Origin of the sequence: Leclercia pneumoniae, from assembly GCF_017348915.1 — a bacterium.
In the GTDB taxonomy this organism is placed as follows: Bacteria; Pseudomonadota; Gammaproteobacteria; order Enterobacterales; family Enterobacteriaceae; genus Enterobacter; species Enterobacter pneumoniae.
In genome coordinates this window covers 2,302,748-2,326,256 of the sequence record NZ_CP071383.1, presented here as the reverse complement: position 1 = coordinate 2,326,256, position 23,509 = coordinate 2,302,748, and the positions used below count along the sequence as shown (strand labels likewise).

The following is a 23,509-nucleotide window of genomic DNA, read 5'->3' as shown; positions in this document are numbered from 1 at the left end:
AGTTAGTCGTCTCCCGCCTGATAGTGAAGCTCCGCCTGGCGGCGCAGATATTCCAGACCGGGCGCTATCGCCATCGCCCAGGCCGTGAGGATCTCCTCATCGCAGAGCGGGTCGCGGGTGCGTACGGTGCTGAGCATCGCTTCTCGCCACAGGGCAAAAAAGCGCGGAGGCAGGCGCAGCCCTTCATCGCTCTGCTCCCGGGCAAGCCGTTCGAGAAAATCGGGTACAAACAGCACGCCGTCGACCGCGAGCATGGCGAAGAAGCTTTTGTAGATCATCTGCTGGCCCTCCTGTTTCGGGCGACGGGCGAAGTGCCGCTCCGTTTCAGGGGACATATGAATGAAGGTGTCCCAGAAGGCCTCGAAAAAGCGTTTTCTGTCGTGCCCGGCAATGACGCGGTTTAGGCTTGCCTCAAAGAGGTCGCGGTAGAATTTCATTGCGTGGCCCTCGCGGCCCGTTCACCCGGAAGACAGAGGCCGGGCGGGTTGAAAGTATCTGACGTGCGGCGAGAGAAATAGCCCGCGTTATCCACCAGACCGTTTTCTAACAGCGGCCCGGCGTTGTTTTTGTACAGCAGGGCTTCCAGCACCATGGCGTTGGTTGAGAGGGTGAGGGTGGGGTTAATGTCCCCGGTTGCCTCGACGCGACCTTCGAACCACCCCTGCTGCGGGCGATTGAGATGGCGAGTCACTGCCATCAGGCTGTCGGTGTAGTCGTTATCCCACAGCGCCCAGAGCACAAAAACCGCTTTGGTCGACACCTGTGCCAGCCGGGGATAATATTTTCCATCGTCTCCCAGCGTGTTCCAGGCATAGCCATTCCCCCAGACGGTATCCTCAACGTGCCAGGGAGCCTGAGTGAGATAAAAGTCGGCGCGCGCGGTAAGGACTTTATCTTGCTCCCAGCGCGTTTTCTGGCTGAGCCATATCCCTTCGGCCCGGGTACGCAGCGTTTTTTGCAGATCGGAGGAGACGCCGGGCAACTGCCAGCCGAACTCCAGCCCCGGTAGCATGGCGGGAAGGGTGGTCAGCAGCGAGGGTTGCCAGGTGGTGCGCGGGTCGCGGGCATCAACGGCGAGCCGACGCTGAAAGAGAATGACATGCTGCGACGGCGGGTTTAGCGCCTTGTCGGGAGCAAACCCCCACAGGCGAAACGCGCTGGCGGCATATTCGCTCTCACCGAGACGGAGTTCGTCGCGAATCATCGGCTGCCCGTTCTGCATTGAAGCAGAGCGCAACTCTCCCTCATCGTCGATGACCGGGCAGAAGTTCCAGCGCAGAATGATCTTATCCAGATACTCGCGATACTGAGGAGCGCGCTCAGCGGTGAGCCGCAGGGCCAGCATGAGTCGCGCCATATCCTTTGCCGACCAGCCGCTCTTCGCTGGCTTACCGCTGAAATCAATGGGGGACGCCGTCTGCGTGGAATAAAGTCTGCCTGGCGTGCGGGTGTCGGTTAGCGTCAGGCGATTGAGCGTGCCCAGCAGGCGGGTCAGCCGGGCATCAAACTCAGGCTCGTTAACCAGCCCCAGATCCCGGGCGGCCAGCAGGGCGATAAGCGTATCGCCCATCTGCCACAAGGTTGCGCGCGGCTGTTTGTCGCTACCGTTGACTAACCCGGTTTGCGGCTGGGTATTATTTTCAAAATAGCGCCACGCAATACGCGCCCACTCCCGCTCCTGGGGGGTGAGGGCATCGATACGCGCGGTGGTGTGCCAGCCCCCTTTGGTTAACCAGCGCCACCCGGCGCCCTCCCGGCTGAACAGCGCCAGCAGGACGACCAATACCACAGCAGAGACCGCCAGCGTGCGGGCTAGGGTTTTAAGCATTGCGCGGTCACCGGGGGTAATTTAACGGGCGCGTCCGCGTTGCAAGAGGCGCACTGGCAAGCCTGGCAGGCGGGTTTCGTCCGCTGCGTAGTGCCGGTCTGTTCACACCAGGTTTTGACGGCCGGCGTACTGTTCAGGAAGGGGCGATTGCGCGCGGTGTTATTCGGCTCAAACAGATCCACCAGCTTTTTGTCCCAGAGCGAAGGGGCGAAATCGCGGTTTTTCGGGTTGTCAGTATTGTACTGGAGCAATTTGCCCTCTTTTTTAAACAGCAGCGACTCCAGCATGATGCCGTTGTTATTGGCGATGAACTCTTTAATGGGGCCATCGCCATTTTCGTATAGCCCTTCGTAATAGCCCTTGTCCGCTTCGTTAGCGTTTTCGATGGCGTCCAGCAGGCGGTCGGTATAGGGCGAGTCCCATAAGACCCACATACCCAGCGCCGCCTTCAGCGAAATGGCCGCGGTATTGGGTACGTACTGGCCTTTATCGGTGATGGTGTTCCAGTTAAAGCCGTCGCTGAAGACGGTGTCATAAACGAAGTAGGGGGACTTATCGAGCTGATGCTCGGAGCGTGCGGTTAACACCCCGGTAATCGCGTAGCGGTTCTCCTGGGCCTGGTAGACCCGGTCAGCGAAGTTTTTCATCCAGGGGTGCGAGTAATCGCGCGGGGTGTTATCCCGATCCTCGGGCTTATCAAAGCCAAACTCCAGGCCGTAGAGGACGTAAGACTCGGTGACCACATAGTTGTGCTGGCTGGTCATACGGGGATCGCGCGAATCGTAAGGCACCATCACGCAGTAGATCTCTGCCAGCTCATAAGGCTGAGGCTGGCTGGATTGACACGTGCCAAAGCCCCACAGCGAGAACCCCGCCGCGCCATACTCCTCGTAGCCGAGGCGCCCCTCCTGGACATACTTTGGCTGGCCATTTTCCAGGTAAGCGCCGTACAGCATGCCGCAGGGGTTGATGACGTTGGTGAAATTCCATCCCAGTAACACGTTATCGATGCTGTTGCCGTATTCTGGATAGCGCTCTTTAATCACCTTCAGCCAGATCAACATCCTGCCGATATCCAGCGCCGAGAAGCCAATTTCTCCAGGCTTGTTCTGGTAGTTAACCTTCTGCCCGGTGATGGTGTTGTAGGCCTTGTTAGGTAACTCGTTGCGGAACAAATCCAGCTTGTTGAGGGTGGCGAGTAATTTCAGCATCCGGCGATCGAACTCGGCTTTATCAATAATCCCCAGCTCACGTGCTGCCGTCATGGCAGCCATATAAGAGGCGCTGTCCCACATGGTGGTGGAGGGGTATTTATTTACGGCATTCACCAGCCCGGTGGTGGGCTGGTAATTGGCGACAAAATATTGCCAGGCGTTTTTGGCAATCGCCATCTCCCGCGCATTCAGCTCCCCGCTACGCGGTTCGTACTCGGAGGCCGGTAGCCCGGTGACGGCCTGCGCCGCAGAGAGGGTGAGCCAGCACGCCATAAGCCCGGCCAGAAGAGGAAAATAGAGTAACGATTTCAGCTTCATGGCTTAGCTCCTGCTGACGAAGTAGGTGGATTGGCGGGGCCGAGGCAGGCCAGACATAGCATCTGACCGTGAACGATATAGGCCAGGCTTTCGAGCACGATGGCGTTAGTGTCGCCGTCTACGATGTCGTTTACGCTGCTGTTGAGATTAAGTCCGCGCTGCCAGCCCTTGCCGGGTACCTGCAATTTCTGCACTTGCTGGCGCAAGGCTTCGCTCCAGCCATTGCGGAACAGTGCATACCAGGCAAAGGCGGTACGGGTAGAGGTGATAGCCGTCTGCTCGGGGGTGGCATCGCGCAGGGCGCTGTTTTGCAGCGGCTGGCGGTCAGGCAGATCGTTGACATAGTCCGGGGCGGGCTCGGCATAGTCGGTGCTGATAGGGGGCTTGCTGACCCGCAGGCCGTGGCGGCGCTGCTGGATCTGCATAATGCGCCAGGTAATCTCCGCGCTCTGGACGTCAAAACCCAGTTCGAGGCCTGTTAACAGATAGGGAAGGCTGATCAGAGAGGGCTGACGACCCCAGGGGGTGCGCAGCCCTTCGTCGGGCACCATGATGCCGTCGATGTCGATCATCTGCTGCCCCTCCGGCGGGTTAGTGACCGCCAGTCCCGCTGCGCTGTCGATGAGCCGCAGCGTATGGCTGGCATACAAGCGGTAACCGAAGCTGTTTCTGGGCTCATCCACCGCCAGCGCCCAGTGATGAAGCGGCGCGGCGGCCTGTGTCGCGGTGTTGTTGGTAATCAGGGCCGCCACCTTCCACTGGTTAAAGAGATCCCGCACGGCGGCGGCGTGCTGAGGATAACGCCACAGCAATGTTTGCAGGGCGTTGAGCAGGCGGCCCATGCCTATCGCGGAGGGATCCGGCTTACCCAGCATGTGGAGCGTGTCTGCATGATAATAGGCAGCAGGCAACCCCTGCGGATTAAGCGGCAGCTGGCCCAGGGTAAACAACGCGGCGGTGACGCGTTCATCAAACTCGTCGTCGCTCAGAATGTTGAGCTGCTTTGCCGCGATCATGGCAAAGAGGTAACTGCCGGTGCTCCACAGGCTGAACCAGGGTTCGCCATCGTGTGCGTTGGCCAGGCCGTTCGGCTGCGTATTATTCACATAATACTGCCATGCCACGCGCGCCCAGATAGCCTCGTCAAAGGTCAATTCACGCGGGGCGGGAAGCGGAGGGAAATCGTTACTTAGGCTCATTCCCGCACTGCTTTCGACACGCGTTGGCATCTGTTTTTCTACCCAGACAACAATGGCGAACCCCAGCAGAAAGCCGATCAAAATCGTGAGATAACTGCGGGCGGACAGCAGCGCATCGCGTTTTCTCATGGCTGCGCCTCCTCTTCAGTCGGCGTCCACATGGCGGCCAGGATCAGCGGCAGCATGGCAGCAATATTCACCGCGCCCCAGAAGATGTTAATGACGTAGCCGGAAGGGTCGTCTACTTCCCCTCGCGCCACCTGAATGCCTCCCCAGATGAGCCCTGCCAGGGTAAGCACGACAATGGCGATTTGCGGCTTCACCAGATAGAGAAAGCGGCCGGTCTGTCGCTCTTTTGGCGTGACGTGAAACTTAATCTGCTCCCCGCGCAATACCGTGTTTAACGCGCGCAGATTCATGGAGAAAAACGAGAGATAAGAGGCCCTGCCGTCCCACGCCGATATGCCCCAGGTGCCAAACATAAATGCCAGCTCGGAGACAATGAAAAAGGGGAGGAAATGGAGATAAAAGGGCTCAGACCAGGCGGAGACGGGCGGAATACCGGTAAAAAGATAAATAATGGGGGAGATCAGAAATACGGTATTCCACACGCAGGCCATGTAAGACCAGAAGGTGGTGGCGTACATTAGCGTCTGCGGCAACGAGAGCTTAAAGCGGCGGCGGCTGAAAATATTATCGTGGAAAAGAATATCCAGCGAACCCGCGGCATATTTGAAGCGCTGAATCATCCACGTCAGCATGTCCTGCGGGGAGAGCATTTTCGATTCAATACGCGGGTGCATCACCGAGCGCCAGCGACGCGCGCTGTCGCCATGCAGCAGGATCGAGGTATAAATATCCTCGGAAACGTGAAACTTATAGGGGGTAAGCTCGGTATCGAACGCAACGTGTGGGCGCATGGCGTCCTGCAGGGTTTCGCGCATCGCGGGATCGCGTATATCGCGGGTATGGCGGTCGATCTCCTCTTCGACAGCCCAGACATAGCTTCGTAGCGCTGCCTGCATCACCGCTTCGCGCCGGTGGATAGAAGCTGCGCCGCAGCAGAATGCGGCGTTAGCCCAGTTGCGGCGGCGTAAAATTACGTCATAGAACATGCGCGGATCGTTGAAGAAGGGGTCCCGGCCAACGGTGACCGGTCCGATGAATTTCTGCGCCAGCCATCCCAGCCCGTAGCCCACTTTACCCGCTCTGCGCCCCAGCCAGCGTGAGAGGTTTTCACCCTCCGGCAGGTCGAAGAACCACTGCGGGGTTTGTACCCAGGCGACGTCCGGATCGCGAAAATAGCCGAGCGTATGGCTCAGCAGCGTCGGAAAAACGCGGGTATCGGCATCGCAAATTACCAGGAAATCACCGTCGGTCTGTTCAAGCCCATTGCGCAGGTTACCGGCCTTGAAGCCGATATTGGTCTGTCGGGTGATATAGTTGGCTCCCTCTTGTTCGCAGACGGCCTTCATCTCGGGGCGTCGTCCGTCATCCAGCACGTGCACCTTAAAATCCAGCGGGCCGGGGTAGGTGACTTTCAGGGCATCGCGGATCGAGAGCCTGACCAGCTCCACATCTTCGGAATAGGTGGCGATGAAAAGGTCGATCTTGATTGGCCTTACGTCTTCTGCGTCTTCGGGTCTCAGGCAGTCGTTGATCTCAACCGGCGGCGGATTTTGCGCAGGGTCCTCTTCCTTCCACAAATTAATGGTAAACAGCACCGTACCGATCCAGGCCAGAGTCTCTGCCAGCACCAGCGGAATGGCATACCAGAGCGCATCGGTATTCAATGAGGCTGTCCAGCGCCAGTAGATATAATTAGCACCAAGAATAAGCGCGGCAACCGCTAATACTTGCCAGGTAATGACTCCAACTTATTGATAGTGTTTTATGTTCAGATAATGCCCGATGACTTTGTCATGCAGCTCCACCGATTTTGAGAACGACAGCGACTTCCGTCCCAGCCGTGCCAGGTGCTGCCTCAGATTCAGGTTATGCCGCTCAATTCGCTGCGTATATCGCTTGCTGATTACGTGCAGCTTTCCCTTCAGGCGGGATTCATACAGCGGCCAGCCATCCGTCATCCATATCACCACGTCAAAGGGTGACAGCAGGCTCATAAGACGCCCCAGCGTCGCCATAGTGCGTTCACCGAATACGTGCGCAACAACCGTCTTCCGGAGCCTGTCATACGCGTAAAACAGCCAGCGCTGGAGCGATTTAGCCCCGACATAGCCCCACTGTTCGTCCATTTCCGCGCAGACGATGACGTCACTGCCCGGCTGTATGCGCGAGGTTACCGACTGCGGCCTGAGTTTTTTAAGTGACGTAAAATCGTGTTGAGGCCAACGCCCATAATGCGGGCGGTTGCCCGGCATCCAACGCCATTCATGGCCATATCAATGATTTTCTGGTGCGTACCGGGTTGAGAAGCGGTGTAAGTGAACTGCAGTTGCCATGTTTTACGGCAGTGAGAGCAGAGATAGCGCTGATGTCCGGCGGTGCTTTTGCCGTTACGCACCACCCCGTCAGTAGCTGAACAGGAGGGACAGCTGATAGAAACAGAAGCCACTGGAGCACCTCAAAAACACCATCATACACTAAATCAGTAAGTTGGCAGCATCACCTAACGTGGGTGTTTCACTCTAAGCTGACATTATTCAATTACATTATGCGGACCCTGATAAGGTTCCATGTTCGTTATAACGGAACGGCTAAAGCAAAATCGTCACTCAACTTGCCGCCTGGTTAGCTCTACAAGCGACTCAGGAATCGGGCTATCATGCTGCGTTGTTAACTGACGGAAGCCCTCAGTTCAAATCGTGTGCTGAAACCTACCAGGGCAGCGGTAGCTGTTGCTCGCCTGAAAATGATGGAAATAGTACGCCGCCCCCCGTAATGTTGAAGGTCACGCAACTTTGCAATAAAGGAACAGAGATGCCTGAGTTTTTCTTTTTCAGAAAAGGGAATACCGTTAAAGCATTGCCAAAAAGCGATCTTCAGGGCGCGACGCAATTAAAGCAGCAGGGATATCAAAAACTGTTTGAAGAGGTCAATGCGCGGGATGAGAAGAGGGCGCTTGCCCGTCTGGCGGATATTAAAAAAGAAGAAGAGATGACAGTGCATGCTTTTATGACATGGCCCGTCGTCGTCTCGCTTGTGGCGCTCGTGTGCTTTGTTATCGCGTGGTTATCAGAGGGTCTGAAGTAAATCAGGCAGAAAAGAAAACCCTCCCACCGGGCGGTGAGAGGGGAGAAACTTAGGCTGCGACAAAGCCGTCGATTGCCGCTTTTGCGTCATTCTGCGCTTTGGTCGCCACTTCCGGCCCGTAAGCGATACCTTCAGCGAACACGAAGTTCACGTCGGTGATACCGATAAAGCCCAGGAACACGGTCAGGTACGGAGCAACCAGGTCGGTTGGGGTATCTTTGTGAATACCGCCGCGGCTGGTCAGCACGATAGCACGTTTACCTTTCACCAGACCTTCCGGGCCGCTCTCGGTATAACGGAAGGTTACGCCAGCACGCGCCACCAGATCGAAGTAGTTCTTCAGCTGGGTTGGGATGTTGAAGTTATACATCGGGGCGTTAATCACGATAACATCGTGGGCCTGCAGTTCAGCAATCAGTTCATCAGACAGCGCCAGCGCTTCCTGCTGACGTGGCGTCAGAGGGGCATCGCTCGGACGAAGTGCGCCCACCAGTTCGCCATCCAGCACAGGAATCGGGTTTGCAGCTAGGTCACGCACGGTGATTTCGTCAGCGGTGTGCTGTTCACGCCACTGTTTAACGAAGTAATCAGAAAGCTGACCAGACTGAGAGTACCCTGCCAGAATACTGGATTTCAAAACTAATACTTTACTCATGGGTGATTCCTGTTTTTGTTTGATTGAAGGGGGGTAACCCCGTTGCTTGATGACACTCTATTCACAATCCTGCCATAGGGATAGCGCAATATATCGAAGCCTATGTTCGAATTTTTTGAATAAGGCGCGTAATGCCTCGGTGTGGTACTCTATAACAATCATTAAAATGAGATTTTATCCGGCAGTGCACTGCCCCTTAACGCTATGACAGAACAACAGAAATTGACCTTCCCGATGCTCCAGCAGCAGCTCGACGCTTTAACGCTGCGCGACAAGCAGCGCTTTGCGCGACGCCTGCACGGTGTGAAAAAGGTTAAAAATCCTGATGCACAACAGGCCATCTATCAGGAGATGGCGAAAGAGATTGAACAGGCGGCCGGGAAGGTCGTGCTGCGCGAAGCCGCGCGCCCGGCCATCACCTACCCGGAAAATCTGCCGGTCAGCCAGAAGAAACAGGACATCCTCGAGGCCGTACGCGACCACCAGGTGGTGATCGTGGCGGGGGAGACGGGCTCCGGTAAAACCACCCAGTTGCCGAAAATCTGCATGGAGCTGGGGCGCGGGGTAAAAGGGCTGATAGGCCACACCCAGCCGCGTCGTCTGGCGGCACGTACCGTGGCGAACCGTATTGCCGAAGAGCTGCAAACGGAGCCGGGCGGCTGCATCGGTTATAAGGTGCGCTTTAGCGATCACGTCAGCGATAACACCATGGTCAAACTGATGACCGACGGTATCCTGCTGGCGGAGATCCAGCAGGACCGCCTGCTGATGCAGTACGACACCATCATTATCGATGAAGCCCACGAGCGTAGCCTGAACATTGACTTTCTGCTCGGCTACCTGAAAGAGCTGCTGCCGCGTCGTCCGGATCTCAAAATCATTATTACCTCCGCGACCATCGACCCGGAGCGCTTCTCAAAGCATTTTAACAACGCGCCCATCATCGAAGTGTCGGGCCGCACTTATCCGGTCGAAGTACGCTATCGCCCCATTGTAGAAGAGGCAGACGATACCGAACGCGACCAGCTGCAGGCGATTTTCGACGCCGTTGACGAACTGGGTAACGAAAGCGCGGGCGATATCCTGATCTTTATGAGCGGCGAGCGCGAAATCCGCGACACCGCCGATGCGCTGAGCAAGCGCGACCTGCGCCATACCGAGATTCTGCCCCTGTATGCCCGCCTGTCGAACAGCGAGCAAAACCGCGTGTTTCAGTCGCACAGTGGGCGCCGCATCGTGCTGGCTACCAACGTGGCGGAAACCTCGCTCACCGTGCCGGGCATTAAATACGTTATCGATCCGGGTACGGCGCGCATCAGCCGCTACAGCTACCGCACCAAAGTGCAGCGTCTGCCGATTGAGCCGGTCTCCCAGGCGTCGGCCAACCAGCGTAAGGGCCGCTGCGGCCGTGTGTCGGAAGGGATCTGTATTCGTCTCTATTCGGAAGACGATTTCCTCTCGCGCCCGGAGTTTACCGACCCGGAAATTCTGCGCACCAACCTGGCGTCCGTTATTCTGCAGATGACCGCGCTGGGGCTGGGCAATATCGCCGCGTTTCCGTTCGTTGAAGCGCCGGATAAACGCAACATCCAGGATGGCGTGCGCCTGCTGGAAGAGCTCGGCGCCATTACCACCGATGAGCAGGCAACCGCTTATAAACTGACGCCGCTGGGCCGCCAGCTCAGCCAACTGCCGGTCGACCCGCGTCTGGCGCGTATGGTGCTGGAAGCGCAAAAACATGGCTGCGTGCGTGAGGCAATGATTATCACCTCGGCGCTGTCGATTCAGGATCCGCGCGAACGCCCAATGGATAAGCAGCAGGCGTCCGACGAAAAACATCGCCGTTTCCACGATAAAGAGTCCGATTTCCTCGCCTTCGTGAACCTGTGGAACTACCTGGGTGAGCAGCAAAAAGCGCTCTCCTCGAACCAGTTCCGCCGCCAGTGCCGGGTGGATTTCCTCAACTATCTGCGCGTGCGCGAGTGGCAGGATATCTATACCCAGCTGCGTCAGGTGGTGAAAGAGCTGGGCATTCCGGTGAACAGCGAGCCGGCGGAGTACCGTGAGATTCACATTGCGCTGCTGACCGGGCTACTGTCCCACATCGGGATGAAGGATGCGGATAAGCAAGAATTTACCGGTGCCCGCAATGCGCGTTTCTCCATCTTCCCGGGTTCTGGTTTATTCAAGAAACCGCCGAAATGGACCATGGTGGCAGAACTGGTCGAAACCAGCCGCCTGTGGGGGCGCATCGCGGCACGCATCGACCCGGAATGGGTTGAACCAGTCGCTCAGCACTTGCTGAAACGCTCCTACAGTGAGCCGCACTGGGAGCGGGCGCAGGGGGCGGTGATGGCAACCGAAAAGGTCACCGTCTACGGCCTGCCGATTGTCGCTGCACGTAAGGTGAACTACAGCCAGATTGACCCGGCCCTCAGTCGCGAGCTGTTCATCCGTCATGCGCTGGTGGAAGGCGACTGGCAGACGCGCCATGCGTTCTTCCGCGAGAACCTGAAGCTGCGCGCCGAAGTGGAAGAGCTGGAGCATAAATCGCGTCGCCGCGACATTCTGGTAGACGACGAGGCGCTGTTTGAGTTTTACGACCAGCGCATCAGCCACGACGTGATCTCTGCCCGCCACTTCGACAGCTGGTGGAAGAAGGCGAGTAAAGAGACGCCGGACCTGCTCAACTTTGAGAAGAGCATGTTGATCAAAGAGGGGGCGGAGTCGGTCAGCAAGCTCGATTACCCGAACTTCTGGCATCAGGGCAATCTCAAACTGCGTCTCACCTACCAGTTCGAACCGGGCACGGATGCGGATGGTGTCACCGTCCACATTCCGCTGCCGCTGTTAAACCAGGTGGAAGAGAGCGGGTTTGAGTGGCAAATCCCTGGCCTGCGCCGCGAGCTGGTGATTGCCTTGATCAAATCGCTGCCAAAACCGGTACGGCGTAATTTTGTGCCTGCGCCAAACTACGCCGAGGCGTTTTTAGGCCGCGTCACGCCGCTGGAGCTGCCGCTGCTGGATGCCATGGAGCGTGAATTCCGCCGCATGACCGGTACCACCATCGACCGGGAAGACTGGAACTGGGATCAGGTGCCCGATCACCTGAAAATCAGCTTTCGCGTGGTCGACGACAAAAACAAAAAGCTGCAGGAAGGTCGCTCCCTGACGGCGCTGAAAGAGGCGCTGAAAGGCAAGGTCCAGGAGACGCTCTCTGCGGTGGCCGACGACGGTATCGAGCAGAGCGGGCTGCATATCTGGAGCTTTGGTCAGCTTCCGGAAAGCTACGAGCAGAAACGCGGTAACTACAAGGTAAAAGCCTGGCCGGCGCTGGTGGATGAGCGTGACAGCGTGGCCATCAAGCTGTTTGATAATCCGCAGGAACAGCAGCAACAGATGTGGCGCGGGCTGCGTCGCTTGCTGTTGCTGAACATTCCGTCGCCTATCAAGTACCTGCACGAGAAATTGCCTAACAAGGCCAAGCTGGGGCTCTACTTCAACCCTTACGGCAAAGTGCTGGACCTGATTGATGACTGTATCGCCTGTGGTGTGGATAAGCTTATCGACGAAGCGGGCGGCCCGGTCTGGAGCGAAGAGGGCTTTGCGAAATTGCACGAAAAAGTACGCGCAGAGCTGAACGACACCGTGGTAGAGATCGCGAAACAGGTCGAGCAGATCCTCACCGCGGTCTTTAATATCAACAAGCGGCTGAAGGGCCGCGTGGATATGACCATGGCTCTGGGCTTGTCTGACGTGAAAGCGCAAATGGCAGGGCTGGTGTATCGTGGCTTCGTTACCGGTAACGGCTTTAAGCGCCTGGGCGACACGCTGCGGTACCTCAATGCGATTGAAAAGCGCCTGGAGAAGCTGGCCGTCGATCCGCACCGGGATCGCGCCCAGATGCTGAAAGTGGAGAGCGTGCAGCAGGCGTGGCAACAGTGGCTGAACAAGCTGCCGCCAGCGCGCCGCGATGATGAAGACGTGCAGGCGATCCGCTGGATGATTGAAGAGCTACGCGTCAGCTTCTTCGCCCAGCAGTTAGGAACGCCTTATCCCATATCCGATAAGCGTATCCTACAGGCGATGGAGCAAATCACACCTTAAGCATGCGAAGCGAAAAAGGGCATTTCGCCCTTTTTCGCTTTCTTGTGCGCTGCATTATCAGAGCATCTCAACGACGCTATTCAGCCAGTCAGGAAGAGGGGGGTTGGTCGTTAAACAGCGCTGCCCATCCTTGATAAATCCCCGGCTGACATAGCGGCTCCTTTTTTGTTAATCGACACTGCTACGCGTTTTTTGATCGGACGCGATCACCATGGCGATGCCTGCCAGCACGATCAGGGTGCAGAGTAAGAGGCGCCCGTCCGGCACTTCCCCCAGAAACAGCACGCCGCCGAGTGCCGCAAGGCATGGGACGCTTAACTGCAGGGTGCTGGAGGTGACAGAAGAGAGGCGGGTCACCAGCTGATACCAGAGTACATAGGCGATACCCGACGCCAGGGCCCCTGAGAGCAGCGCAAGGAAAACACCTTGGCTCTCGATATGAGCGGGTTGCTGTCGAAACAGGCTAAGAATCAAAACGATGGGCACGCTGAGGATAAAATTGCCCGCCGTACTCCCGGCCGCAGAGGTGATATTTTTCCCGCGCACAGAGTATGCCCCCCAGGCCATGCCTGAAACGACCATCGTTAAGGCGGGAATAAGGGGAGGGGCGGTGGCGCCAGGAAGCAGCAGCATAATAAGCCCGCCGATGGCAGTCACGATCCCGACAGATTTGAAACGGCTTAGTTTTTCCCCTTTTAACAGGCTCCAGCCGATCATGCAGACCTGCACCGCGCCAAATAGCAGCAACGCGCCGGTGGCCGTATTGAGCCGGACATAGGCGATGGAGAAAAATAATACGTAGGCGCACAGCAGTAGTGCATCGGTGATGTTCCAGCGGATCTCTTTGACTCTTCCCAGAACACCATGCCAGAGAGACAACGCGGCTGCCCCCCCGATTAATCTCAGCAGGCTAAAGGTTTCGGGGTCGGCGTAGCCCTGTTTTAAGGCGATACGACAGAGCACAGAGTTGGCCGCAAAGGCGGCCAATACAAAGAGAACCAGCACAATCTTTTTCATTATTCTTCGCTCGGGACAGGTTTTTGGTCTGCGCAAAAATGCTCAGCCAGCGAGTCGATACCGTTCCGCGCCGGACTTCGTCACCTCGTCCAGACAGGTGCCCAGGCTCATTGCCTGAACGCGATCCGCTTCGCGGGCTGCTACGTCAAATCGTGAAGCGCTTTCCCGTTAGGGGGGCCCAGCCTGAAATCGCTGAACATCACCTCCAGACCCGCTCTTTCCGGGGTGCAGACCATTACCCCGACGAACTGTTTTCTACCGCGTGGCCAGGGACAGAGTCTCAGCAGCGGCCAGGTTTGACCATCGGTAGAGTACTGAATGCGCAGGGCCTCATTCTGTACGGTGGCGCGCATCCAGAATGTCGTTGGATCGCCTGGAAAGAGGCCCGTCGACCAGTCAGAGGTGCCGCGGGTTACGACGCTGCCGATGGCCGGTTGGGCGTCATTAAACTCAATGCCCGCTTTCACCCAACAGGTTTCACTTTCATAGATGAACAGCCCAGCCTGATCGTACAGCCGGGAAAATTCACCCTCGATTTTGACCTGAACCGTGAAATCCTCCGACAAATAAAAGCCGAACGCATGCCCGCTGTGTCGGTGAAAGCCATACCAGGTCCCTTGCCAGAAGTCGGTATTGGCGTCGCTGGTCAGGCGTAATGTCTCACCGTCGAGGTGGTGTTCAACTGGCGGGTTAATCCAGACTCCGCCCGGCGCGCTCAGGGATTCAATGCTCTGCATAAGGGTCTCTCCTCATTAACCGTTCACGAGCGCCAGCGTAAACCCATCCCAGCCTTTAACCCCTACGGTTTGCAGCGCGGTGGCGCTCAGGCGAGGGTGATCGCCCATCATCTCAATAAAGCGCCTCACCCCTTGTACGCGCGCGTCGTCGCTTTGGCGGTTAATCACTTCGCCGTCGCGCACCACGTTATCTCCGACGATCAGCGTGCCAGGGCGCGAATAGTGCAACGCCCACTCCAGATAGCCGGGGTTGTTAGGTTTATCGGCATCGATAAAGATCATGTCGAAGGGCGCAACGTCGCCGAAATTTTCCAGGGACCGTAACGCCGGGCCTTCAATGAGCTCAATGCGGTCGTCCAGACCGGCCAGGTGAATGTTTTGCCGGGCAATCCGGGCATGGGTCGGGTCGGCCTCCAGCGTTGTCAGCTTGCCGTCAGCGGGCAGGGCGCGCGCCATCCAGATGCTGCTGTACGCCCCCAGCGTGCCAATTTCCAGTATGCGCCGGGCCTGCGTCATGCGCACAAACAGGGCCAGCAGTTGCCCCTGGTTGGCGGCCACATCGTGTTCGGGTAAGCCCGCGCGCTGGTTGTTTTCAAGCACTTTCTCCAGCACCTCATCCTGAGGGATAAGCTCAGAAATCATATAATTATCTACTGCCGACCACTGCTGCTGCATAGACTGACCCCTTAGTTTTTATCAGACCATCCGCCGCCCAACGCTTTATACAAATCGATCTGCGCCAGCAGCAGGTTATTTTTGGCTTGTACCACGCTGGTCTGCACCGAGAACAGCGTGCGCTGGGCATCCAGCTCGTCGAGATAGGAGGAATACCCATTGCGATAGCGGTTCCGGGCAATGCGCAGCGTCTCCTGCGCCACCTCTTGCTGTGCCAGCAGCTCTTGCAGCTGCTCGCGATAGCGGGTAATGGCGTCCAGGCTGTCATTTACCTCGGCAAAGGCGTTACGGACCACTTTCTCATAGCGATAGAGCGCCTGGTTACGCTGAGACTGGGAGATGTCCACCTGTGCATTCAACGCCTGGCGGTTCAACAGCGGCGCCAGAATGCTGCCGCCGATGCTCCACAGCTGCAGGGGATTATCCAGCAGGCCCGGCAGGGTACGATCCTGTACTGAACCGGTGGCGGTCAGGTTGATGGATGGCAACAGGCTGGCGCGCGACGCGGCCAGCGTTGCGTCAGACGCAATAAGCTGGCGCTCGGCCTGCACAATGTCCGGGCGGCGATTTAACAGGGTTGAAGGAAGCTGCGACGGCAGGCGCAGGGGCGTCAACGTGTCGAACTCTGCGCTGCGGGGCACCTCTCCCGGATTTCCCCCCAGCAGCAGACTCAGTGCGTTTTCCTGCTGCACTATCTGGTGTTGCAACTGCGGGATCTGCGCCCGCGTTGAGCGCAACTCGGAGTCCGACTGCATCAGCTCAAGCCGCGAGCTGTAGCCCGTCTCAAACTGCCGCTTCGCCAGGTTGTACGCCTCTTCACGGGATTTCAGCGTAGATTGCGTCACCCGCAGCTGTTCATCCAGCGCCAGCAGGGTGACATACCCCGACGCGACCGACGAGGCGACCGTCAAATCGGCGGCCGCAGCCGCTGCTTTCTGCGCCGCCAGCGACGCTTCGGCAGCCCGGGCGTTGTTACGGTTCACGCCCCAGATATCCACGTCATAGCTGGCCGTCAGGCTGCCTTTATAGAGCGCGCCGTAAACAGGCTGGCCGGTCGCGGCAGATTGCGACCTCGCCCGCGTGCCGCTGACGCCAGCATCCAGCGACGGGAACAGGCTTCCTTCGGAGGCATACACCTGCGCCTGATACTCATTGATCCGCTCTCTGGCGATCAGCACATCACTATTATTGCGCAGCGCCTGATCCACATACTGGTTGAGATGATTATCATGAAAATTGCGCCACCAGAGCTGCTCTGCCGGGCTGGCGGGGCCAGTCGTGGCGCGCCACTGGGCCGGGATCTGCAGTGAGGGTTTGGCCGGCGTGACGTCCACCGACTGGCAGGCTACAAGGGCCACGGCGATCGTCAGCGCCGCCATTGGACGAAGAGTCATTTCTCCTCCTCCGTATTGATCGTCACCTGGACCGACATTCCCGGGCGCAGCAGGGCAGACGCCTCCGGTTTACCCAGCACCTCGATGCGCACCGGGATCCGCTGAGCAATCTTCACAAAGTTGCCGGTAGCGTTATCCGGCGTGATGGCGCTGAACTCGACCCCTGTCGCCGGGGAGATGCTCTCGACGCGGCCCTCATAGGCCTTGCCGTTCAGGGCATCCACCGTGAACTTCACCGACTGACCTACCCGCAGGTTGGCCAGCTGCGTCTCTTTAATATTGGCAATGACCCAGTGTTGCGGCGGGACAAGGGTAGTGAGGTGGGTGCCGGCCGTTGCGTAGGCGCCCAGCCGCACCGCAATCTGCCCGAGCTGACCATCGCGCGGGGCGACAATACGGGTGTTTTGTAAATCGATTTGCGCCAGTTCCAGCGCCGCTTTAGCGTTTTCGACATCGGCCTCCAGCGAGCCGCGATTCACAATGACCGTCTGCAAATCCTGACGTGACATCTCCAGCGTCGCTTTGGCCTGGTCGATATCGGCGCTGCCCTGTGCCGCGCTCGCCAGGGCAGCATCGCGCTCACGAATCGAGAGCGAGCCGTCGGCAGTAAGATCCTTCACCCGCTTCAGGTCGGCCTGAGTTTTCAGACTCTGCGCCCGGGCGTTTTTCAGCGCCGCGTCGTTACGCAGGATCACCGATTCGGCACTTTTACGCTGTTGCTGGTTATTTTTCAGCGCCGCGATTTTCATCGCCAGCTGCGCCTCGGCCTGATGTACGCGCTGGCGATAGATGCGGTCATCAATCTGCAGCAAGAGCTGACCTTTTTTCACCCGGTCAAAATCTTGTACATGCACCTCGGTGATATAGCCGTTGACCTGCGGGCTGATAAAGGTGGTCTGCCCGCGCACGTAGGCGTTATCAGTAAACTGCGTATGGCGAGTGAAAGGGGGCAATTGCCACGCGTAGAGAATCACCAGCACACCAACGATGACGATGGCGGCGGCGGCGAACACGGATACCACGCGCAAATTGTTACGGGTATTGGCCTGCTCTTTGGCGGCATCCTGCTGACTCATAACCACTCCTGAAATAACGCATTGATCATTGTTTTAACATCCATTATTTACTGCCTGTTGCCCTTTTCAGCGCCAGCCTGGCCGTAATACGCAGCCGCAGCAATCGCCATAAAATCCAGAGCAGGGTGACGGTCGCAATTCCCGCCGTCAGAAGATAAGTATCGTTATAAGCCAGAATATTTGCCTGCAGCGTGCTGACAGTTTGTAGCTGGGTGGCGGCCTGGGTGCTCAGCAATGCGCTGTCGCCAATCAGGCTGCGATACATCTGGCTGTAGAGCTGCAACCGTTCATTCACCAGTGGATTCAGGGTCGTGAGTTGATCCGCCAGCATGCTGGAGTGGTACTTCTCGCGCCAGGTCTGGAAGGTCCCGAGGATCGCCGAGCCCAGCAAGCCGCCAATGTTCTGGCTCATCCCAAACAGCACCGAAAAGCTCACCAGGTTACGTGGATCGGCAATGACGCCGCCAATGCCGGCCAGCATCGCAGGGGCAAGGAAGAAGGCGCTACCGAAGCCGAGCAGGAACTGGCTCAGCATGAGCTGATCCGGGCGGGTCAGGCTGGTGGACTGGCTATCGAGCAGCGAGGCCACAATCATCAACACCAGCGAGGTAACAATCGGCCAGGCGAGCTTTGTGGGTTTGATGGTCAGGCAACTGACGGTGATGCCGCAGGCGATACCGGCGAAGATCGACCAGGCCAGGTGGGTCATCTGTTCGTTTTGCAGTCCCACATATTGCAGCCAGCCGATCACACCGGTGTTCTGTTCCGCCAGCACGATGCGGATCAGCAGCATAATCAGCCCCAGGCGCACAATGCTGCCGCTGGAGAGCCAGCGCGTGTTCAGCAGCGGATTACTGCGGTTGTGCTCAAAGACAATCGCCGTCACGATCAGCACCAGCGACAGCGCCAGAGACCAGCCGATCCAGGGGGTTTCAAACCACCACTCAAGCCTGCCCAGCGACAGCACCGCACACAGCAGCGCCATACCCGGCGCCAACAAAATAAAGGTGATGAAATCTTTCTTCTCAAACACTTTTCGCCGATCGCCGGGGGGCAGCTTCAGGGCGATAACGCAGCCCAGCGAAATCAGCGCCAGCCCCAGTTCAAACAGATACAGGCCGCGCCACTCTTCTAGCTGCAACAGCTCGGTAGAGAAGAGGCGGGCGATAGGGATGGCCAGTGACGAACCGGTGATGCCGATGGTCAGGGCTTTTAAGCGGTGCTTGGCGGGCCAGGCCTGAATCTGATAATAGATGCCAAGCGAACTCAGCGCCGCCGCTACCATGCCGTGAGCGGCGCGCACCATCAGCGCAGAGCTAAGATCATTCACAAACAGGTGAAAGAACGTCACCAGCACATAGAGCACCAAAAAACCTTCGGTGAATGCGCGCAAGCCAAACTGCTGGCGAAACTTCACCAGCAGCAAGTTAATCGAGACGTTCGTCATGACGTAAACCGCAGGTAGCCAGGCGATCTCCGTTGACCAGGCGGCAAAGGTGCCCTGCAGGTTTTGCAGGTTTGCCGAAACCATCGCATTGCCCAGCGCCCCGGTTAGGCAGACCAGCAGCCCGACAATGCCGTAAGCCACGCGTTTGGGGGTGCTGTGCACGGGGGTTGAGGGCGACCCCAGCAGCATCGGTTTTTCATGGGGCTGCCACTCGCGAGGAGCATAGGGGTCGCGTTGAGGCAGGCGCATAAGGGTTGTTACCTATAGTTTTGTTGAATAGTTAGAGGGCTAATGATTCTATGTCTGACGCAATTACAAATTCAAGTGAAGATGATACGAGTCAGTTAATCAAATGTGCTGCAATTTACATGATTAGCGGGCCGGTCTGCCGCTATTTCTCTTCCAGGCACGCTTTTCCCCTCATTTTCAGCATATCCTTAATGCAGCGGCGGCAAGCCTCTACCACGCTTATCGTTTTCACTATAAGGATAGCCATAATATGAGACGCATATTCAGCTCCCTCTTTTCCAGTCCGGAATCTTTACTGCAGGTCATGAGCCAACAAGAGATCATCGAAGCCGTCGAAGACGGCGATCGTATTATTATCGATCAAGATGGTAACGCATCGGTTAATTTCAAAAGCAAAGCGGTGCGCGAGGATTTTCTGCGCCATGTGACCGCGCTGAAGAGGGCGTAACGTGGGAACGGCGATATTTATGGTGTTGATGGTCTGTGGATACTGGTACACCAGCCGCGACCTCTCCACCCGATTTAAGATCAAGCGCTCTTTCGGTTGGGATGTCTATTTCCTTGTCGCCCTTTACGGCTGTATCTTCGTGTTGCAAGGGGTTCTGGCGACAGGGCTGCTCTGGTTACTGCTGCTGATGCTCTCCTTCCTCGCCAACAAATTCCACTTCACATCTGAACGCTATGCCGACTGGCAAGTGGACTTTATGAACTGGAGTTTTCTCGGTATCCAGGCGCCGGTGGTGGTGATGCTGGCTTTTGCCATCCTCTTTTGTCTCTACCGCTCAAACTGGGCCGGTAGCGCCCGGCTCGACGGTGAAGGCAGGAAAATGCTCTATAAACGGCTGGCGCAATCCAGCGGGATTGAGCAACTGCTTTATCAATGTATGGAGGCGGGGGAGCTGGCGCTGGTGACCCTCAAGTCGCGCCGGATTTATGTCGGGATGGTGCATACCGCGAGTCTGGAATATGAAAAAACAGCCAATATCGTTCTGATCCCGATGTTAAGCGGCTACCGCGATGGCAAAACGATGAGTCTGTGTATTGAGCATAACTACAGTCGCTGGTATGCCGATCATGACATTACCCTGGATTCAGAACCCGAAAGCGCGATGGCCTTCAGAAGGGTGATTATGCTCGATCAGGTTGAGAGTCTGGCGCTTTTTGACCCAGCCAGCGCGAGTTCGCTGGAGCTGGCGCAGCGTGCCGACGTCAATAATGAAGAGTCAGAAGGTCCAGCGGAGGAAGAAAAGCCTGATATGGCGGAGAGATGACTAACGAATAAATAAAAAAGGGCCCGAAGGCCCTTAGTCTTACTTACGGCCCAACAGCAGGCCCAGTACGACACCCACTGCACCCGCGGCAATTAAGCCACTCAGTGGATTATTTTTCACGGTATCCGTCACGTCAGTCAGGACATCGCTGGCTTTCGCAGCGTATTTACGACCCGCGCCTTTGAACTCATGCTCAGGGGAGTCGAAAACTTTACCAAATTGCTGCTGCGCAGCGCCGGCTGCTTCATCCAGTTTGTTTTTGGCTTTTTCGCCCGCATACTTTGCGTCATTATCGATATTTTGGTCTGACATAGCATTCTCCTTTGATGTTCAGGATTAAGCATAGACCCGAATTTAGATCAGCATCGAAGAATGAGAATCATACCTGGAGCAACGCAGGTAAATAAGCCGAGGCTATGCCCGTTCCACTATCCTTATAAGGTAACCCTCGTTTCGGCTTTCAGAGAGATCCTCTATTCATGGCCGACCTGCACGTTACCCTGAGCTAAAGAGATGGAAGGAGGTAACGATGACGCTAACAATCTTCCCGTGTTTGCCGGATAAAACGCTGGCAGCGGTAAATACCCTTGGCGTGTGGCTTGCGGAAGAGCACTTAACGCACTCGGCGGCGCCTCCACAGGCCGATCTGGTGGTGCTGGCAGGGAATGCGGTGATCCCCTCAATCGATGCGGCCTGCCGTCTGGCAGCCGATCTCAACGTTCCGCTGTTGATAAGCGGCGGTATTGGCCACTCCACTACCTTTTTATACGCCGCCATTGCGCAGCACCCGCTTTATAACAGGGTGCGGACCACCGGTAAGGCCGAGGCCGCCATCCTGGCGGAGATCGCTCAGCAGTTCTGGCATATTCCGGCTGAACGGGTGGTGATAGAAGATCAGTCCACCAACTGCGGTGAGAATGCGCGCTTTAGCTGGGCGCTGATGCAGCATCATCCGCTGCCGGCGAGCCGGGTGATTGTAGTGCAGGACCCCACCATGCAGCGCCGCACCATGGCGACCTTCGCTCGCGTCTGTCGGGATGAACCGGCTGCGCCCCAGTGGATCAGCCATCCGGGCCTCGTACCGCAACTGCAGAATAGTGAAGATGGCCTGATATTCAGCGGCAGTGGCGAAGGGCTGTGGCCGGTAGAGCGCTATCTATCGCTGGTACTGGGCGAGCTGCCGCGCCTGCGCGATGATATCAATGGCTATGGCCCGGCAGGACACGATTTTATCGCGCACGTTGATATTCCCCGGGATGTGGAGGCGGCCTGGCAGATCCTGCGTAACGACGCCGTTCTCACCGACGCCCTGACCAGTCGCTCACTGTTGTAATTTTCTGCCCGTTTGCGATGGCTTTTTCGCAAACGGGCATTCTTTGTTACCGTGATGTAATGACAATAGGTTGCTGACGCGATTCTTTTTTGAGATGTCTCACAAAAACAGCGCGATACAGTAGGAATGCGGGTCTGTATCTGTAGTTTTTAACAATAATTTTACTTGTTAAAAACAGTGTAATTACAGGAGCAGGTCATGACAGTACCCGTACAACATCCTATGTATATCGATGGACAGTTTGTAGCCTGGCAGGGTGATGCCTGGATTGATGTGATCAACCCGGCTACCGAAGAGGTCATTTCCCGTATTCCCGATGGTAGCGCTGAAGATGCCCGCAAGGCGATCGACGCGGCTGAACGCGCTCAGGCTGGCTGGGAAGCGCTGCCTGCTATCGAACGCGCTGGCTGGTTACGTAAAATTTCAGCGGGCATTCGTGAGCGCGCCAGCGAAATTAGCGCCCTGATTGTCGCCGAGGGCGGCAAGATCCAGCAGCTGGCCGACGTTGAAGTGAACTTTACCGCTGACTATATCGACTATATGGCCGAGTGGGCGCGTCGCTACGAAGGGGAGATCCTGCAAAGCGATCGCCCGGGTGAGAACATTTTGCTGTTCAAACGTGCTCTCGGTGTCACCACCGGCATTCTGCCGTGGAACTTCCCGTTCTTCCTGATTGCCCGCAAACTGGCGCCGGCGCTGCTGACCGGTAATACCATTGTCATCAAGCCGAGCGAGTTCACGCCGAATAACGCCATCGCCTTCGCTAAAATTGTGGATGAGATCGGCCTGCCGAAAGGGGTCTTTAACCTGGTGCTGGGCCGCGGTGAAACCGTGGGTCAGGAGCTGGCGGGCAACCCGAAAGTGGCGATGGTCAGCATGACCGGCAGCGTAGGGGCGGGCGAGAAGATCATGACCGCAGCGGCGAAAAACATCACCAAAGTTTGCCTGGAGCTGGGCGGTAAAGCCCCGGCCATCGTGATGGATGATGCTGACCTGGAGCTGGCGGTGAAGGCTATCGTCGATTCACGGGTGATCAACACCGGGCAGGTCTGTAACTGCGCCGAGCGCGTGTATGTTCAGAAAGGGATTTACGACCGCTTTGTCAATCGCCTGGGCGAGGCGATGAAAGCCGTGCAGTTCGGCAATCCGGCCGAGCGCAACGATATTGCTATGGGGCCGCTGATCAATGCCGCGGCGCTGGAGCGCGTCGAGCAGAAAGTGGCGCGCGCGGTGCAGGAGGGGGCGAAAGTGGTGCTCGGCGGTAAAGCGGTAGAGGGCAAGGGCTATTACTACCCGCCGACGCTGCTGCTGGATGTGCGCCAGGAGATGACCATCATGCACGAAGAGACCTTCGGTCCGGTGCTGCCGGTGGTGGTGTTCGACACCCTGGACGATGCGCTGGCCATGGCGAACGACAGCGACTACGGTCTGACCTCGTCTATCTACACCCAGGATCTCAACGTGGCGATGAAAGCCATCAAAGGGCTGAAGTTCGGCGAAACCTACATCAACCGCGAAAACTTCGAGGCGATGCAGGGCTTCCACGCTGGCTGGCGGAAATCGGGGATCGGCGGGGCGGATGGCAAACATGGTCTGCATGAGTATCTGCAGACGCAGGTGGTCTATTTGCAGTCCTGATAGCAACGGCAACCCGAACTTTGTTATGCCTGGCAGTTAAGCACGGTGGAAGGGTTTCGTTCACCACAGAAGAGATGCCTGAGTGAACGGAATCTTTCCACTTGAGTGACGTAGAAACACCGAATTGCTTAACTGACG

At 57.2% G+C, this 23,509-nt stretch carries 20 protein-coding genes and 1 pseudogene; 7 read left to right on the top strand and 14 right to left on the bottom strand.

The features are described 5' to 3' along the window. Window positions 1-2 precede the first annotated feature (2 nt). The 6 genes from JZ655_RS11235 to JZ655_RS11210 all read right to left on the bottom strand — a co-directional run bounded on the left by JZ655_RS11235 (window position 3) and on the right by JZ655_RS11210 (window position 7,134). A complete protein-coding gene (locus JZ655_RS11235; protein WP_207291809.1) occupies window positions 3-437 on the bottom strand; it encodes a globin in 435 nt (144 codons plus the stop codon). Then, entirely contained in the window at window positions 434-1,828 is a 1,395-nt protein-coding gene (locus JZ655_RS11230) for a DUF3131 domain-containing protein (protein WP_207291808.1), read from the bottom strand. The genes JZ655_RS11235 and JZ655_RS11230 overlap by 4 nt, the downstream gene beginning before the upstream one ends. Next, a complete protein-coding gene (locus JZ655_RS11225; protein ID WP_207291807.1) occupies window positions 1,813-3,360 on the bottom strand; it encodes a DUF3131 domain-containing protein in 1,548 nt (515 codons plus the stop codon). The genes JZ655_RS11230 and JZ655_RS11225 overlap by 16 nt, the downstream gene beginning before the upstream one ends. Then, window positions 3,357-4,688, bottom strand: coding sequence for a DUF3131 domain-containing protein (locus tag JZ655_RS11220; protein WP_046885266.1), 1,332 nt, complete (start codon window positions 4,686-4,688; stop codon window positions 3,357-3,359). Before JZ655_RS11220 ends, JZ655_RS11225 begins: the two co-directional genes overlap by 4 nt. Then, complete coding sequence (locus tag JZ655_RS11215) at window positions 4,685-6,427, bottom strand: glycosyltransferase family 2 protein (RefSeq protein WP_207293836.1); 1,743 nt, start codon at window positions 6,425-6,427, stop codon at window positions 4,685-4,687. The genes JZ655_RS11220 and JZ655_RS11215 overlap by 4 nt, the downstream gene beginning before the upstream one ends. 9 nt (window positions 6,428-6,436) lie before the next feature. Continuing rightward, window positions 6,437-7,134, bottom strand: a protein-coding gene (locus tag JZ655_RS11210; protein WP_242637262.1) for an IS1-like element IS1A family transposase whose coding sequence is annotated in 2 segments (ribosomal slippage) — window positions 6,437-6,885 and window positions 6,885-7,134 — 699 coding nt in all. Because the reading frame shifts where the segments join, the coding sequence is not laid out codon by codon here. 161 nt (window positions 7,135-7,295) lie between these two features. Between JZ655_RS11210 and JZ655_RS21630 the strand changes: the two are divergent. Both JZ655_RS21630 and JZ655_RS11205 read left to right on the top strand, forming a co-directional pair. Next, a pseudogene (locus tag JZ655_RS21630) lies at window positions 7,296-7,409 on the top strand (2-thiouracil desulfurase family protein); the annotation flags it as partial. Window positions 7,410-7,499: 90 nt separating this feature from the next. Then, window positions 7,500-7,772 carry a hypothetical protein gene (locus tag JZ655_RS11205; protein WP_040075470.1) on the top strand — a complete coding sequence of 91 codons (273 nt, stop codon included), beginning with the start codon at window positions 7,500-7,502 and terminating at the stop codon, window positions 7,770-7,772. 49 nt (window positions 7,773-7,821) lie between these two features. Here the strand turns inward: JZ655_RS11205 and azoR are convergent, their stop codons facing one another. Next, window positions 7,822-8,427 (bottom strand): FMN-dependent NADH-azoreductase, encoded by a 606-nt coding sequence (azoR, locus tag JZ655_RS11200; protein ID WP_207291806.1) that lies wholly within the window; start codon window positions 8,425-8,427, stop codon window positions 7,822-7,824. A gap of 204 nt (window positions 8,428-8,631) precedes the next feature. Here azoR and hrpA point away from each other — a divergent pair, with 204 nt between their 5' ends. Beyond that, entirely contained in the window at window positions 8,632-12,534 is a 3,903-nt protein-coding gene (gene hrpA / locus JZ655_RS11195) for an ATP-dependent RNA helicase HrpA (RefSeq protein ID WP_207291805.1), read from the top strand. A gap of 168 nt (window positions 12,535-12,702) precedes the next feature. Here hrpA and JZ655_RS11190 read toward each other — a convergent pair whose 3' ends face one another. The 6 genes from JZ655_RS11190 to JZ655_RS11165 form a co-directional block, all read right to left on the bottom strand. Continuing rightward, window positions 12,703-13,551: a DMT family transporter gene (locus tag JZ655_RS11190; protein ID WP_207291804.1), complete on the bottom strand. Its 849-nt coding sequence runs from the start codon at window positions 13,549-13,551 to the stop codon at window positions 12,703-12,705. 140 nt (window positions 13,552-13,691) lie between these two features. Continuing rightward, window positions 13,692-14,288 (bottom strand): DUF1349 domain-containing protein, encoded by a 597-nt coding sequence (locus tag JZ655_RS11185; RefSeq protein WP_207291803.1) that lies wholly within the window; start codon window positions 14,286-14,288, stop codon window positions 13,692-13,694. Window positions 14,289-14,303: 15 nt separating this feature from the next. Beyond that, the gene (locus JZ655_RS11180; protein ID WP_207291802.1) at window positions 14,304-14,963 is read right to left on the bottom strand and encodes an O-methyltransferase; all 660 of its coding nucleotides are present in this window, start codon (window positions 14,961-14,963) and stop codon (window positions 14,304-14,306) included. 11 nt (window positions 14,964-14,974) lie between these two features. Beyond that, a complete protein-coding gene (locus JZ655_RS11175; RefSeq protein WP_207291801.1) occupies window positions 14,975-16,357 on the bottom strand; it encodes an efflux transporter outer membrane subunit in 1,383 nt (460 codons plus the stop codon). Continuing rightward, the gene (locus tag JZ655_RS11170; RefSeq protein ID WP_207291800.1) at window positions 16,354-17,433 is read right to left on the bottom strand and encodes an HlyD family secretion protein; all 1,080 of its coding nucleotides are present in this window, start codon (window positions 17,431-17,433) and stop codon (window positions 16,354-16,356) included. The genes JZ655_RS11175 and JZ655_RS11170 overlap by 4 nt, the downstream gene beginning before the upstream one ends. 43 nt (window positions 17,434-17,476) lie before the next feature. Continuing rightward, complete coding sequence (locus tag JZ655_RS11165) at window positions 17,477-19,129, bottom strand: MFS transporter (protein WP_040075483.1); 1,653 nt, start codon at window positions 19,127-19,129, stop codon at window positions 17,477-17,479. 250 nt (window positions 19,130-19,379) lie between these two features. Here JZ655_RS11165 and JZ655_RS11160 point away from each other — a divergent pair, with 250 nt between their 5' ends. Together JZ655_RS11160 and JZ655_RS11155 are read left to right on the top strand one after the other, a co-directional pair. Beyond that, complete coding sequence (locus tag JZ655_RS11160; protein WP_046885321.1) at window positions 19,380-19,577, top strand: hypothetical protein; 198 nt, start codon at window positions 19,380-19,382, stop codon at window positions 19,575-19,577. Window position 19,578: 1 nt separating this feature from the next. Next, window positions 19,579-20,400, top strand: coding sequence for a hypothetical protein (locus JZ655_RS11155; RefSeq protein ID WP_207291799.1), 822 nt, complete (start codon window positions 19,579-19,581; stop codon window positions 20,398-20,400). 39 nt (window positions 20,401-20,439) lie between these two features. Here JZ655_RS11155 and JZ655_RS11150 read toward each other — a convergent pair whose 3' ends face one another. After that, window positions 20,440-20,712, bottom strand: coding sequence for a CsbD family protein (locus tag JZ655_RS11150; RefSeq protein WP_040075486.1), 273 nt, complete (start codon window positions 20,710-20,712; stop codon window positions 20,440-20,442). A 217-nt stretch (window positions 20,713-20,929) separates the two neighbouring features. Between JZ655_RS11150 and JZ655_RS11145 the strand changes: the two genes are divergently transcribed. Further along, the gene (locus JZ655_RS11145) at window positions 20,930-21,733 is read left to right on the top strand and encodes a YdcF family protein (RefSeq protein WP_207291798.1); all 804 of its coding nucleotides are present in this window, start codon (window positions 20,930-20,932) and stop codon (window positions 21,731-21,733) included. 198 nt (window positions 21,734-21,931) lie between these two features. Then, window positions 21,932-23,371 carry an aldehyde dehydrogenase gene (gene aldA, locus JZ655_RS11140; protein WP_040075488.1) on the top strand — a complete coding sequence of 480 codons (1,440 nt, stop codon included), beginning with the start codon at window positions 21,932-21,934 and terminating at the stop codon, window positions 23,369-23,371. The last annotated feature ends 138 nt before the right edge of the window (window positions 23,372-23,509 follow it).